The organism is Roseateles sp. GW821-FHT09G09 (assembly GCF_059415965.1).
The window spans coordinates 376706-389270 of the sequence record NZ_JBWKOG010000007.1 but is presented as its reverse complement, the minus strand read 5'-3'; the positions used below and the strand labels follow the sequence as shown (position 1 = coordinate 389270).

Sequence of the window (12565 nt, the reverse complement as noted above, 5' to 3'; positions counted from 1 at the left end):
TTTCTCGCTTCCCTCGTCAGCCCTTCAGGGCGTCCAGCTCTTCCACGTCGATGCTGCTGCGGTTGCGGAACAGCACGACCAGGATCGCCAGGCCGATCGCCGATTCGGCAGCCGCCACGGTGAGGATGAAGAACACGAACACCTGGCCGGCCATGTCGCCCAGGTAGTGCGAGAACGCCACGAAGTTCATGTTGACCGCCAGCAGCATCAGCTCGATGGCCATCAGCAGCACGATCAGGTTCTTGCGGTTCAGGAAGATCCCGATCACCGACAGCGCGAACAGGAATGCGCCCAGGATCAGGAAATGGTTCAGGCTCAGCGCACCCATCACGCGGCTCCTTCGTTCTTGTCAGCCGCCGGCAGGGACGGCGCTTCGACGGTCGGGGCGACCTTGACGATGCGCAGGCGGTCCGCCTTCTTCACGCGCACCTGCTGCGACGCGTCCTGGTGGCGCGAGTCCTTGCGGCCGCGCAGCGTCAGCGCGATCGCCGCGATGATCCCCACCAGCAGCAGCACCGCGGCGATCTGCACCGGGAACAGGTAGTTGGTGTAGATCTCGATGCCCAGCAGCTTGGTGTTGCCCAGCTGCGCCATGTTGGGGATCTCCGGGGCGTTCTCGACGCCGCGGAAGCCGCCCATCAGCACGGCCGCGATCTCCAGCGCGATGACCGCGCCGACCAGGCTGGCCACCGGCAGGTGCTTCCAGATGCTCTCGCGCACGGCGGTGGACTCGAAGTCCAGCATCATCACGACGAACAGGAACAGCACCATCACGGCGCCGATGTAGACCAGCACCAGCGTGATGGCCAGGAACTCCGCCTTCAGCAGCATCCACAGACAGGAGGCGCTGAAGAAGGACAGGATGAGGAACAGGGCCGAGTGCACGGTGCTCTTGGCCGTGATGACACGGATCGCAGAGGCCAGCAGAACGGCCGAGAAAACGTAGAAGAGCGCGGTAGTGATATCCATGCGATGTCCTGCAAGCAGGCCGCCGGTCGCGGTCCTCTCCCCTCGCCTCGCGGCAAGGTGAAGGAGACCGCCGGACCGGTCAGCGGTACTTGGCGTCGGCCTCCTTGCTGGCTGCGATCTGCGGTTCGTACCGGTCCCCCACCGCCAGGAGCATCTCCTTGGTGAAGTACAGGTCGCCGCGCTTTTCGCCGTGGTATTCGAAGATGTCGGTCTCGACGATCGAGTCGACCGGGCAGCTCTCTTCGCAGAAGCCGCAGAAGATGCACTTGGTCAGGTCGATGTCGTAACGCGTCGTGCGGCGCGAGCCGTCCGCGCGCACCTCGGATTCGATCGTGATCGCCATGGCGGGGCACACGGCCTCGCACAGCTTGCAGGCGATGCAGCGCTCTTCACCGTTCTCGTACCGGCGCAGCGCGTGCAGACCGCGGAAGCGAGGAGACAGCGGGGTCTTCTCTTCCGGGAACTGCACCGTGATGTTCTTCGAGAGGAAATGCCGGCCGGTGAGGGCCATGCCCTTCAGCAGCTCGGTGAGCATGAAGCTCTTGACTAGGTCCTTGATCACAGCGGGTACCTCGGATTACTTCCAGATATTGAACGGCGACTGGATCCACAGACCCACCACGACGAGCCACACCAGGGTGACCGGAATGAAGATCTTCCAGCCCAGACGCATGATCTGGTCATAGCGATAGCGGGGGAAGGTCGCGCGCACCCACAGGAAGCAGGTCACGACGAAGAAGGTCTTGGCGAACAGCCAGAACCAGTTCCAGAACGCCATCGAGTGCTGGATCCAGGCCGGCGTGTCCATGCCCAGCAGCGACCACGAGATCGGGGCCGACCAGCCGCCCAGGAACATCAGCACCGCGAGGGCCGACACCAGGATCATGTTGGCGTACTCGGCCAGGAAGAACATCGCGAACGACATGCCCGAGTACTCGATCATGTGGCCGGCCACGATTTCCGATTCGCCTTCGACGACGTCGAAGGGGTGGCGGTTCGTCTCGGCCAGGCCGGAGATGAAGTACACCAGGAAGATGGGCAGCAGCGGCAGCCAGTTCCAGGACAGGATGTTCACGCCGTGCGACGCGAACCAGCCCTGCTCCTGGCTGGTCACGATGGCGCTGACGTTCATCGAGCCCGTGACCATCAGGACGACGACCAGGCAGAAGCCCATCGCGATCTCGTACGAGACCATCTGCGCCGAGGCACGCAGCGCGCCCAGGAAGGCGTACTTCGAGTTCGAGGCCCAGCCCGCGATGATCACGCCGTAGACCTCGAGCGAGGTGATGGCCATCAGGAACAGCAGGCCGGCGTTGACGTCGGCGATCGCGACGCCCGGGCCGAAGGGCACGACCGCCCAGGCGGCCAGCGCCGGCATGATCGTCATGATCGGGCCGAGGAAGAACAGCCCCTTGTTCGCGGCGCTCGGGACGATGATCTCCTTGAAGATCAGCTTCACGGCGTCGGCGATCGGGGTCAGCAGGCCCAGCGGACCGACACGGTTCGGACCCGGACGGATCTGCGACCAGCCGATGGCCTTGCGTTCCCACAGCGTCAGGTAGGCGACGCAGCCCAGCAGCGGCAGCAGCACGGCGATGATCTTGAGCACGCTCCAGACCACCGGCCAGACCACACCTCCCAGCAGCGAGGCGCCGGTGTTATAGAAGTTTTCCATCGTCTCGTCCTCAGGCCTTGGTCACGGCGATCGCGCCGGTGAACGCGCCCAGTGCGGCGGTCTCGGGGATGCCGGCGGGGATGCGCACCACGGTCGCGGGCAGCGAAGCGTCCAGCTGCGCGGCCAGCACGGCCTCGCCGCCGTTCTGGGACACGCGCACCTGCGCGCCCTTCTCGGCGAGGCCGAGTTCGGTCCACAGCGCCTGCGGCAGCGAAGCGATCGCCGCATCACGGCCGTCGCGGGTCAGCTGCAGCGAGGTGGCGCGACGCACCAGCGCGTCGGTCGCGTAGATCGGCACCGTCGTCAGGCGTTCCAGGCCTTGCACCGGGGCCACCGCGGCGGACTGGGCCGACACGGTGTTGCCCAGGCGGCTCGCCAGGTCCAGCGACGAGCCCAGCGCCGCGGTGCGGACCTGCTCGGAGCTGTCGAAGTCGAAGCCCTGCAGGCTCAGCAGGTTGCCCAGCACGCGCAGGATCTTCCAGCCCGGACGCGTCTCGCCGCGGGCCTTGGCCACGCCGACGAAGCTCTGCAGGCGGCCTTCCGCGTTGACGAAGCTGCCCGAGGTCTCGGTGAACGGCGCCGTCGGCAGCAGCACGTCGGCGAACTCGACCACCGGGCCGGTCTTGAACGGGGTCAGCACGACCACCATCTCGGCCGCGTTGACGGCCTTGGCGGCGGCGGCGGCGTTCGCGCCGTCCAGCACCGGGTCGGTGTTGAGCAGCAGCAGCGCCTTGGCCGGCTGGTCGTTCAGCAGCTGGGCCGCCGTGCGACCGCCCTGCCCCGGGCGCGCGTTGACGAGCTGCGCGCCGACGCTGTTCGCGGCGGCCGACAGCACGCCGACGGTGGCGCCGGTCTGCTCGCCGATCCAGTTCGCCAGCGACAGCAGCGTCGCGGCCTGCGGATGCTGGATCGCGGCGTTGCCGATCAGCACGGCCTTGCGCTCGCCCGACAGCAGCGTGTCGGCGATCGCCTTGGCGGCGTCGGTGGCGGTGCCTTGGGCCGGCGCGCTGACGCCCTTCGATGCGCCGATCGCGGCGGCGACGTTGGCCAGTTCAGCGACCCAGGCCGACGGCGCGGCGGTGATCGCGGCAGCGACCGGCATCTTCCAGTCCTCGACCGAGCCGGCCAGCGACACGACCTGCGCGCCGCGGCGGGCGGCCTGGCGCAGGCGTTGCGCGAACAGCGGGTGGTCCTTGCGCAGCGACGAGCCGACGACGAAGGCGCGGTCCAGTTGCGACAGCGACGCGATCGAGGTGCCCAGCCACAGCGCCTTGCCGTCCGCGGCGCGCAGCGCCGGGTCGACGACGCGCAGCTGCGTGTCGATGTTCTCGCTGCCCAGGCCGCGCACCAGTTGCGCGAGCAGATGCAGTTCCTCGACGGTGCTGTGCTCGGAGCCCAGCGCGGCGATGGACGCGCCGCCCTTCTCCGTCTTGACCTGCTTCAGGCCGTTGGCGACGTACTCGAGCGCGGTGGTCCAGTCGACCGGCTTCCATTCCCCGCCCTGCTTGAGCATCGGCGTGGTCAGGCGTTCGTCGCCGTTCAGCGCTTCGTAGGAGAAGCGGTCGCGGTCGGCGATCCAGCACTCGTTGACGGCTTCGTTCTCCATCGGGACGACGCGCAACACTTCGTTGTTCTTGACCTGCACGATCAGGTTGGCGCCGGTCGAGTCATGCGGGCTGACGCTCTTGCGACGCGACAGTTCCCAGGTGCGGGCGCTGTAGCGGAAGGGCTTGCTGGTCAGCGCGCCGACCGGGCAGATGTCGATCATGTTGCCCGACAGCTCCGAGTCCACGGTGCGGCCGACGAAGGTCTGGATCTCGCTGTGCTCGCCGCGGTGCGCCATGCCGAGCTCCATCACGCCGGAGATCTCCTGGCCGAAGCGGACGCAGCGCGTGCAGTGGATGCAGCGGCTCATCTCTTCCATCGAGATCAGCGGGCCGACGTTCTTGTGGAACACCACGCGCTTCTCTTCCGAGTAGCGCGAGGCGCTGGCGCCGTAGCCGACGGCCAGATCCTGCAGCTGGCATTCGCCGCCCTGGTCGCAGATCGGGCAGTCCAGCGGGTGATTGATCAGCAGGAACTCCATCACGCCCTGCTGGGCCTTGATGGCTTTCTCGCTCTTGGTGCGGACGATCATGCCCTGCGTCACCGGCGTGGCGCAGGCGGGCAGCGGCTTGGGCGCCTTCTCCACGTCCACCAGGCACATGCGGCAGTTGGCCGCGATGCTCAGCTTCTTGTGGTAGCAGAAGTGCGGGATGTAGGTGCCGGCCTTCTCGGCGGCATGCATCACCATGCTGCCTTCGGGCACTTCGACCTTCTGGCCGTCGAGTTCGATTTCAACCATAGTTCTTCTCAGCGGCTCCGATCAGGCGTGCGCCGGCGACTTCGCCGTGGCGGACGGGGACGACGCGGCAGGCGCCTTGTTCTGCTGGGCCTGTTCGATCATCGCGATGAACTCGCCCTTGAAGTGCTTCAGCATCGCGCGCACCGGCATCGCCGCGGCATCACCGAGCGCGCAGATGGTGCGGCCCTGGATGTTGTCGGCCACGGAGTTCAGCAGGTCGATGTCCTCGATGCGGCCCTTGCCGTGGGCGATGCGCTCGATCACGCGGTGCATCCAGCCCGTGCCTTCGCGGCAGGGCGTGCACTGGCCGCAGGATTCGTGCGCGTAGAAGTAGGACAGGCGCAGCAGGCTGGTCACCATGCAGCGGGTCTCGTCCATCACGATGACGGCGCCCGAACCCAGCATGGAGCCGGCCTTGGCGATGGAGTCATAGTCCATCGTGCACTGCATCATGACGTTGGCCGGCAGCACCGGGGCGGACGAGCCGCCGGGGATGACCGCCTTGAGCTTGCGGCCGCCGCGCATGCCGCCGGCGAGCTCGAGCAGCTTCTCGAACGAGGTGCCCAGCGGGATCTCGTAGTTGCCCGGACGCTCGACGTCGCCGGAGATCGAGAAGATCTTGGTGCCGCCGTTGTTGGGCTTGCCGACCTCGAGGTAGGCCTGGCCGCCGTTGCGGATGATCCAGGGCACCGCCGCGAAGGTCTCGGTGTTGTTGATGGTCGTCGGCTTGCCGTACAGGCCGAACGAGGCCGGGAACGGCGGCTTGAAGCGCGGCTGGCCCTTCTTGCCTTCGAGCGATTCGAGCAGCGCGGTTTCCTCGCCGCAGATGTAGGCGCCGAAGCCGTGGTGGCCGTGCAGCTGGAAGCTGAAGTTGCTGCCCAGGATGTTGTCGCCCAGGTAGCCGGCCGCGCGGGCCTCTTCCAACGCGGCTTCGAAGCGTTCGTACACCTCGAAGATCTCGCCGTGGATGTAGTTGTAGCCGACCTTGATGCCCATCGCGAACGCCGCGATCGCCATGCCTTCGATGACGATGTGCGGGTTGAACATCAGGATGTCGCGGTCCTTGCAGGTCCCGGGCTCACCCTCGTCGCTGTTGCAGACCAGGTACTTCGCACCCGGGAACTGGCGCGGCATGAAGCTCCACTTCAGGCCGGTCGGGAAGCCCGCGCCGCCGCGGCCGCGCAGGCCGGAGGCCTTCACTTCCGCGATGACCTGGTCGGAGGTCATGCCCTGACCCTCGCCCTGGGCGAGGATCTTGCGCAGGGCCTGGTAGCCGCCGCGCGCTTCGTAGTCCTTCAGCGACCAGTTCTTGCCATCGAGGCCCGCGTAGATCTGCGGGGTGATGTTACGGTCGTGGAAGCAGGTTTCCTTGCCGGTGGCCTGCCACTTCGAGAGATCGATGTTCGTCATCGTCGGGGTCCCTCAGTTCTTGTTGGCCGCGGATTGCTGGCCATGGTGCGCTCTGAGCGCATCCACCAGCTCGTCCAGCCGCTCGGCGCTCATGAAGCTCAGCATCTGGCGGTCGTTGACCAGCATCACCGGCGAGTCGGCGCAGGCGCCCAGGCACTCGCTCTGCTGCACGGTGAAGACGCCGTCGGCGGTCGTGCCGCCGGCCTCGACGCCCAGCTTCGAGCAGAGATGGTCCAGCGCCTTCTGGCCGTCGCGCAGCTGGCACGGCAGGTTGGTGCAGACGTTCAGCTTGAACAGGCCCAGCTTGCGCTGGTTGTACATGTTGTAGAAGGTCGTGACCTCGTAGACGGCGATCGCCGGCATGCCCAGGTAGTGCGCGATCGCGTCCTCGGCCTCGCGGGACACGAAGCCCTGCTCCTGCTGGACGATGGACAGGCAGGCCATCACGGCCGACTGCGCCTGCTCGGCCGGGTACTTCGCGACCTCGCGCGCGAAGCGGGCTGCGGTGGCCTCGCTCAACACGAAGCCGGTGCTCACAATTTCAGTGCTGCTCATGCGGTCACCACTCAACGGTCAATTTCACCGAACACGATGTCCATCGTGCCGATCACGGCCACCGCGTCGGCAATCATGTGTCCGCGGGCCATCTCGTCCAGCGCAGCCAGATGCGAATAGCCGGGCGCGCGGATCTTCAGCCGGTACGGCTTGTTGGCGCCGTCGCTGATCAGATAGATGCCGAACTCGCCCTTCGGGTGCTCGACCGATGCGTAGGCCTCGCCCTCGGGGACGCGGAAACCTTCGGTGAACAGCTTGAAGTGGTGGATCAGCTCTTCCATGCTGGTCTTCATCGCCACGCGGCTCGGCGGAGCGACCTTGTGGTTGTCGGTGATGACCGGACCGGGGTTGGCCTTGAGCCACTTCACGCACTGCTGGACGATGCGGTTGGACTGGCGCATTTCCTCGACGCGCACGCAGTAGCGGTCGTAGGTGTCGCCGTTGGTGCCGATGGGGATGTCGAAGTCCATGCGGCCATACACGTCGTAAGGCTGCGTCTTGCGCGTGTCCCACGCGATGCCGGAGCCGCGCAGCATCGGGCCGGTCAGGCCCAGGTTCAAAGCGCGCTCGGGCGTGACGACGCCGATGCCGACCGTGCGCTGCTTCCAGATGCGGTTGTCGGTCAGCAGCGTCTCGTAGTCGTCGACGTTGGCCGGGAAGCGCTTGCAGAAGTCCTCGATGAAGTCCAGCAGCGAACCCTGGCGGTTCTCGTTGAGCTTGTCGATCGCCTTCTGGTTCTTGATCTTGCTGACCTTGTACTGCGGCATCGAGTCCGGCAGGTCGCGGTACACGCCGCCCGGACGGAAGTAGGCGGCGTGCATGCGCGCGCCGGAGACCGCCTCGTACATGTCGAAGATGTCCTCACGCTCGCGGAAGCAGTAGATGAGGATGTTCATCGCGCCGCAGTCGATGCCGTGCGCGCCCAGCCAGAGCAGGTGGTTCAGGATGCGGGTCAGCTCGCCGAACATCACGCGGATGTACTGCGCGCGCTCCGGCACTTCCAGGCCGAGCATCTTCTCGATGGCCAGGCAGTAGGCGTGCTCGTTGGACATCATCGACACGTAGTCGAGGCGGTCCATGTAGGGCAGCGACTGGATGAAGGTCTTGCTCTCGGCCAGCTTCTCGGTGGCGCGGTGCAGCAGGCCGATGTGCGGGTCGGCGCGCTGGATGACCTCCCCGTCCAGCTCCAGCACCAGGCGCAGCACGCCGTGCGCGGCTGGATGCTGCGGCCCGAAGTTCAGGGTGTAGTTCTTGATTTCGGCTGGCATGCTCACAGGCCCCCGTAGTTGTCTTCGCGGATCACGCGCGGCGTGATCTCGCGCGGCTCGATGGTCACCGGCTGGTAGATCACGCGCTTCTGCTCGGGGTCGTAACGCATCTCGACATGGCCCGTCACCGGGAAGTCCTTGCGCATCGGGTGACCGATGAAACCGTAATCGGTCAGGATGCGACGAAGGTCTTCATGACCTTCGAAGATGATCCCGTAGAGGTCGAACGCTTCGCGCTCGAACCAGTTGGCGGCGTTCCAGATCGGCGTCACGGCGGCGACCGACGGGAAGTCGTCCTCCGGCGCGAAGACCTTCAGGCGCAGGCGCCAGTTCTTGTTGATCGACAGCAGGTGGGTGACGACCGCGAAGCGCGCGCCTTCGTAGGCGCCGTCCTTGTAGGCGGAGTAGTCCACGCCGCACAGGTCGATCAGCTGCTCGAAGCGCAGCTCCGAGTGGTCCCGCAGCAGCTTGGCGACGTTGAAGTAGTCCTTGGCCGCGACGGTGATCGTGATTTCACCCAGCTCGCGCTTGAACGCGACGATCTGGTCGCCCAGCACGCTGTGCAGGGCCGCCTGCAGGGTGTCGAGTTTGATGGTCATGGGAGTCTGCCTGCTTCTGCTCAGCGAGCGATGGTGTTCTCGCGGCGGATCTTGGCCTGCAGCTGCAGGATGCCGTAGAGCAGCGCCTCGGCGGTCGGCGGACAGCCCGGGACATAGACGTCGACCGGGACGATGCGGTCACAGCCGCGCACCACCGAATAGCTGTAATGGTAGTAGCCGCCGCCGTTGGCGCAGCTGCCCATCGAGAGCACCCAGCGCGGCTCGGCCATCTGGTCGTAGACCTTGCGCAGCGCCGGCGCCATCTTGTTGCACAGCGTGCCGGCCACGATCATCAGGTCGGACTGGCGCGGGCTGGGACGGAACAGCATGCCGAAGCGGTCGATGTCGTAGCGGGCGGCGCCCGCGTGCATCATCTCGACCGCGCAGCAGGCGAGACCGAAGGTCATCGGCCACAACGAACCGGTCTTGGACCAGTTCACCAGCTTGTCCAGCTGGGTGGTCATGAAGCCTTCCTTCATTACGCCTTCGTTACCCATATCGAATTCCCATCTTTCGAGATCAGCGGAGAAGGCGCGTCGGACTGCGGTCGTCGCATTAACGCCGCGTTGACGCGTTGCCCTTCCCTAACGGACACGCGCCCGAAACGGGCGCCGTGTCTTCATGCGTTCACGGATCCGGCGCGTCATCGCGGATCCGCGGTCAGGTCGTCACTCCCAGTCGAGCGCGCCCTTCTTCCATTCGTAGGCGAAGCCCACGACCAGGATGCCCAGGAAGATCATCATCGCCCAGAAGCCCGTCGGACCGATCTCGCGCAGCGAGACCGCCCACGGGAACAGGAAGGCGATTTCCAGATCGAAGAGGATGAAGAGGATGGCGACGAGGTAGTAGCGCACGTCGAACTTCATGCGCGCGTCCTCGAAGGCCTCGAAGCCGCATTCATACGGGCTGTTCTTTGCCGCGTCAGGGCGACGCGGACCCGCCAGGAAGCCCAGCACTTGCGGAGCGATACCCACTCCGCAACCGACCAGGATGAAAAGGATGACGGGCAGGTATTGTTCCAGGCTCACGACTTGCTCTCGTTGTATGGCCGGGATCAGATACTGCCGACCTTGAACGGCAAAACCATTTCCCGGCGTGTCACCGAAGATTGGCGGGCCAGGGCCGACCAAAGATTCGGCAAAAGCAACGGGCGCGCCGCCAGCGATTATCCAATCGCTCACGGACCGCGCCCGCCTTGTCCTCCGAAAATTCGCACACCTGATGGGCGCTGGAATTTCCCGAGTCCTCAACCTGCTTGATCACATTCGATCCGGCTTTCCGGCTAGATCGCGAAGACCATGGCAGGCCGATTGATTCTGGTGCCGACGGCGAGACTCGAACTCGCACAGCTTTCGCCACTACCCCCTCAAGATAGCGTGTCTACCAATTTCACCACGTCGGCATATCGTCACCTTTCAGTGACTTTGTCTTGACGGCTTGCGCTTCAGACAGCCTCGAATTCTATAGTGCTTTTCAAGCTCCAAAAGGAAACCAAAGCAATTTTGTCGAGGTGCTTGCGCTTGCCGCCCAGCTCTGTCAGTTCGACGCGCCGGAAGCGGCAGCCGAAGGCGCCGCCTGCGGTGCGATCGAGGCACCCGGCAGCACGGCAGCGGAGGCCGGCGCGGACGGCACGGCGGCGCGTTCGAGCAGCTGCTCGCCCGCCGACGGACCGGAACCGATGCCGCCGTCGCGGTGGCTGCCCATGTAGGCCAGCGCCAGCGTCGACACGAAGAAGATCGTCGCCGCGACAGCCGTCGAGCGCGACAGGAAGTTCGCGCTGCCGGTGGCGCCGAACAGCGAGCCCGAGGCGCCGCTGCCGAACGACGCGCCCATGTCGGCGCCCTTGCCATGCTGCACCAGCACCAGGCCGATCATCGCCAGCGCTGCAACCAGTTGCAGCACCAGGACCAGATTCATCATCACTTGCATTGCTATTTTCTCCAGGAACCTTGAACGCCGGGCTTCAGCCGGCAGCGCGGCAGATCGCCGCGAAATCGGCCGACTTCAGCGCGGCGCCTCCGATGAGGCCGCCGTCGATGTCCGTCTGCGCAAACAGTTGGGGGGCGTTGTCGGGCTTGACGCTGCCGCCGTACAGGATCTGCATCTGATCGGCCTTCTGCGTGGCCGCGCGCAATTGCTGACGCAGCAGCGCGTGGACCTGCTGGGCCTGCTCCGGCGTGGCCGTCAGGCCGGTGCCGATCGCCCAGACCGGCTCGTAGGCCACCACGATCTCGCCGATGCAGTGCGTCAGCGTGTGGATGACCGCCGCGAGCTGACGCTTGACCACTTCCTCGGTGCGACCCGCCTCGCGCTCGGCCAGCGTCTCGCCGACGCAGACGATGGGCGTGACGCCATGCGCCAGCGCGGCCTTGGCCTTGTCGGCGACCAGCTGATCGCTTTCGACGTGGTACGCGCGGCGCTCCGAGTGGCCGACGATCGCATAGCGGCAACCCAGGTCCGCCAGCATGGCCGACGACACCTCGCCGGTGTAGGCGCCCTGCTCGTGCGTGGACACGTCCTGCGAGCCGTAGGCGACCTGCGTGCCGGTCAGCCCGAGCGCCGTGTCCGTGATGTACGGGAACGGCACGCACACGGCGACCTGGGCGTTCCACGGACCCGCTTCCTTGAGGCCCGCCAGCAGCACGGCGTTGGACGCACGGGTGCCGTGCATCTTCCAGTTGCCGACCACCAGTTTCTTGCGCATCAGATCAACTCCCTTGAATCCGAAAAATCCTGCGGATGAGCGGACCGCTCACCAGCTCAGCACGATCTTGCCGACGTGCTCGCCCGATTCCATCAGCGCATGCGCCGCGGCGGCTTCCGTCGCGGGCAGCTGCCTGAAGATCACCGGCGAGATCGCCCGCGACTCGAGCAGCGGCCACACGCGCTCGCGCAGCGCGCGGGCGATGCCGGCCTTGAAGGCGATCGGGCGCGGACGCAGCGTGGAACCGGTGATCGTCAGCCGGCGGCGCAAGACCTGACCCGCATCGAACTCCGCCTTCACGCCGCCCTGCACCGCGATGATCACGGCACGGCCGTCGTCGGCCAGGCACTGCACATTGCGCGCGACATAGCTGCCGGCGACCATGTCCAGGATCACGTCGACGCCGCGGCCGCTCGTGGCCGCCTTCACTTCCTCGACGAAGTCCTGGTCGCGATAGTTGATCGCGACGTCGGCGCCTAGCGCCAGGCAGGCCTTCGCCTTGTCCGCGTTGCCGACGGTGACCAGCACCGTCGCGCCCAACGCCTTCGCCAGCTGGATCGCCGTCACGCCGATGCCGCTGCTGCCGCCATGGACCAGCAGGCTTTCGCCCGGCTGCAGGCGTGCGCGCTCGAAGACGTTGCTCCAGACGGTGAAGAAGGTTTCCGGCAGGCTCGCCGCCTCGACCATGCTCCAGCCCGCGGGCACCGGCAGGCACTGGGCCACCGGCGCGACGCAGAGCTCGGCATAACCGCCGCCCGCCACCAGCGCGCAGACCGCGTCGCCGACCTTCAGGCCGACGGCGGCCAGCGCCTGGGCGTCACCCGACTCGACCGTGCCCGCGACTTCCAGACCTGGAAGATCGCTGGCGCCGGCCGGCGCCGGATACGCGCCCTTGCGCTGCAGCACGTCCGGACGGTTGATGCCGTAGGCCTGCACGCGGATCAGGCACTCGCCAACCCCGGCGACGGGGTCGGCGCGCTCGACCAGCTGCAGGACCTCCGGTCCGCCGGGCTGGGTGATGGCAATCGCCTTCATGGCATG

The 12565-nt window shown here is 66.3% G+C and carries 14 protein-coding genes and 1 tRNA gene; all 15 read right to left on the bottom strand.

Annotated elements, in window-relative coordinates; genetic code table 11:
- Positions 1 to 16: 16 nt before the first annotated feature.
- Positions 17 to 328 carry an NADH-quinone oxidoreductase subunit NuoK gene (gene nuoK / locus AC07O8_RS20635; protein WP_067273420.1) on the bottom strand — a complete coding sequence of 104 codons (312 nt, stop codon included), beginning with the start codon at positions 326 to 328 and terminating at the stop codon, positions 17 to 19.
- Positions 328 to 969: an NADH-quinone oxidoreductase subunit J gene (locus AC07O8_RS20630; RefSeq protein WP_495049795.1), complete on the bottom strand. Its 642-nt coding sequence runs from the start codon at positions 967 to 969 to the stop codon at positions 328 to 330. The genes nuoK and AC07O8_RS20630 overlap by 1 nt, the downstream gene beginning before the upstream one ends.
- A gap of 79 nt (positions 970 to 1048) precedes the next feature.
- Complete coding sequence (gene nuoI, locus AC07O8_RS20625) at positions 1049 to 1531, bottom strand: NADH-quinone oxidoreductase subunit NuoI (protein WP_255362648.1); 483 nt, start codon at positions 1529 to 1531, stop codon at positions 1049 to 1051.
- A 15-nt stretch (positions 1532 to 1546) separates the two neighbouring features.
- The gene (gene nuoH, locus AC07O8_RS20620; protein WP_495049794.1) at positions 1547 to 2644 is read right to left on the bottom strand and encodes an NADH-quinone oxidoreductase subunit NuoH; all 1098 of its coding nucleotides are present in this window, start codon (positions 2642 to 2644) and stop codon (positions 1547 to 1549) included.
- A gap of 10 nt (positions 2645 to 2654) precedes the next feature.
- Positions 2655 to 4988: an NADH-quinone oxidoreductase subunit NuoG gene (nuoG, locus tag AC07O8_RS20615; protein ID WP_495049793.1), complete on the bottom strand. Its 2334-nt coding sequence runs from the start codon at positions 4986 to 4988 to the stop codon at positions 2655 to 2657.
- A 21-nt stretch (positions 4989 to 5009) separates the two neighbouring features.
- Positions 5010 to 6398: an NADH-quinone oxidoreductase subunit NuoF gene (gene nuoF, locus AC07O8_RS20610; RefSeq protein WP_495049792.1), complete on the bottom strand. Its 1389-nt coding sequence runs from the start codon at positions 6396 to 6398 to the stop codon at positions 5010 to 5012.
- A 12-nt stretch (positions 6399 to 6410) separates the two neighbouring features.
- Entirely contained in the window at positions 6411 to 6953 is a 543-nt protein-coding gene (locus AC07O8_RS20605; protein ID WP_495049791.1) for an NADH-quinone oxidoreductase subunit NuoE family protein, read from the bottom strand.
- 11 nt (positions 6954 to 6964) lie between these two features.
- Entirely contained in the window at positions 6965 to 8221 is a 1257-nt protein-coding gene (locus AC07O8_RS20600) for an NADH-quinone oxidoreductase subunit D (RefSeq protein ID WP_495049790.1), read from the bottom strand.
- A 2-nt stretch (positions 8222 to 8223) separates the two neighbouring features.
- Positions 8224 to 8820 carry an NADH-quinone oxidoreductase subunit C gene (locus AC07O8_RS20595; RefSeq protein WP_297526090.1) on the bottom strand — a complete coding sequence of 199 codons (597 nt, stop codon included), beginning with the start codon at positions 8818 to 8820 and terminating at the stop codon, positions 8224 to 8226.
- 20 nt (positions 8821 to 8840) lie between these two features.
- On the bottom strand, positions 8841 to 9317 hold the full coding sequence (locus AC07O8_RS20590; RefSeq protein WP_067273441.1) for a NuoB/complex I 20 kDa subunit family protein: 477 nt from the start codon (positions 9315 to 9317) through the stop codon (positions 8841 to 8843).
- Positions 9318 to 9488: 171 nt separating this feature from the next.
- Complete coding sequence (locus AC07O8_RS20585) at positions 9489 to 9848, bottom strand: NADH-quinone oxidoreductase subunit A (protein WP_088407453.1); 360 nt, start codon at positions 9846 to 9848, stop codon at positions 9489 to 9491.
- A gap of 289 nt (positions 9849 to 10137) precedes the next feature.
- Positions 10138 to 10222 (bottom strand) — tRNA-Leu (locus tag AC07O8_RS20580).
- Positions 10223 to 10356: 134 nt separating this feature from the next.
- Positions 10357 to 10749, bottom strand: coding sequence for a preprotein translocase subunit SecG (gene secG / locus AC07O8_RS20575; RefSeq protein ID WP_431103171.1), 393 nt, complete (start codon positions 10747 to 10749; stop codon positions 10357 to 10359).
- Positions 10750 to 10783: 34 nt separating this feature from the next.
- Positions 10784 to 11524: a triose-phosphate isomerase gene (gene tpiA / locus AC07O8_RS20570; RefSeq protein ID WP_495049789.1), complete on the bottom strand. Its 741-nt coding sequence runs from the start codon at positions 11522 to 11524 to the stop codon at positions 10784 to 10786.
- A 48-nt stretch (positions 11525 to 11572) separates the two neighbouring features.
- Positions 11573 to 12559: an NAD(P)H-quinone oxidoreductase gene (locus tag AC07O8_RS20565; protein ID WP_495049788.1), complete on the bottom strand. Its 987-nt coding sequence runs from the start codon at positions 12557 to 12559 to the stop codon at positions 11573 to 11575.
- Positions 12560 to 12565 lie beyond the last annotated feature (6 nt).

Excerpts from the sequence above, each read along its gene's own strand:
- tpiA (WP_495049789.1), bottom strand. The coding sequence starts at position 11,524 with ATGCGCAAGAAACTGGTGGTCGGCAACTGGAAGATGCACGGCACCCGT.
- AC07O8_RS20605 (WP_495049791.1), bottom strand. The coding sequence starts at position 6,953 with ATGAGCAGCACTGAAATTGTGAGCACCGGCTTCGTGTTGAGCGAGGCC.
- AC07O8_RS20600 (WP_495049790.1), bottom strand. The coding sequence starts at position 8,221 with ATGCCAGCCGAAATCAAGAACTACACCCTGAACTTCGGGCCGCAGCAT.
- AC07O8_RS20590 (WP_067273441.1), bottom strand. The coding sequence starts at position 9,317 with ATGGGTAACGAAGGCGTAATGAAGGAAGGCTTCATGACCACCCAGCTG.
- AC07O8_RS20630 (WP_495049795.1), bottom strand. The coding sequence starts at position 969 with ATGGATATCACTACCGCGCTCTTCTACGTTTTCTCGGCCGTTCTGCTG.
- AC07O8_RS20595 (WP_297526090.1), bottom strand. The coding sequence starts at position 8,820 with ATGACCATCAAACTCGACACCCTGCAGGCGGCCCTGCACAGCGTGCTG.
- nuoK (WP_067273420.1), bottom strand. The coding sequence starts at position 328 with ATGGGTGCGCTGAGCCTGAACCATTTCCTGATCCTGGGCGCATTCCTG.
- nuoH (WP_495049794.1), bottom strand. The coding sequence starts at position 2,644 with ATGGAAAACTTCTATAACACCGGCGCCTCGCTGCTGGGAGGTGTGGTC.
- secG (WP_431103171.1), bottom strand. The coding sequence starts at position 10,749 with ATGCAAGTGATGATGAATCTGGTCCTGGTGCTGCAACTGGTTGCAGCG.
- nuoG (WP_495049793.1), bottom strand. The coding sequence starts at position 4,988 with ATGGTTGAAATCGAACTCGACGGCCAGAAGGTCGAAGTGCCCGAAGGC.
- AC07O8_RS20565 (WP_495049788.1), bottom strand. The coding sequence starts at position 12,559 with ATGAAGGCGATTGCCATCACCCAGCCCGGCGGACCGGAGGTCCTGCAG.
- nuoF (WP_495049792.1), bottom strand. The coding sequence starts at position 6,398 with ATGACGAACATCGATCTCTCGAAGTGGCAGGCCACCGGCAAGGAAACC.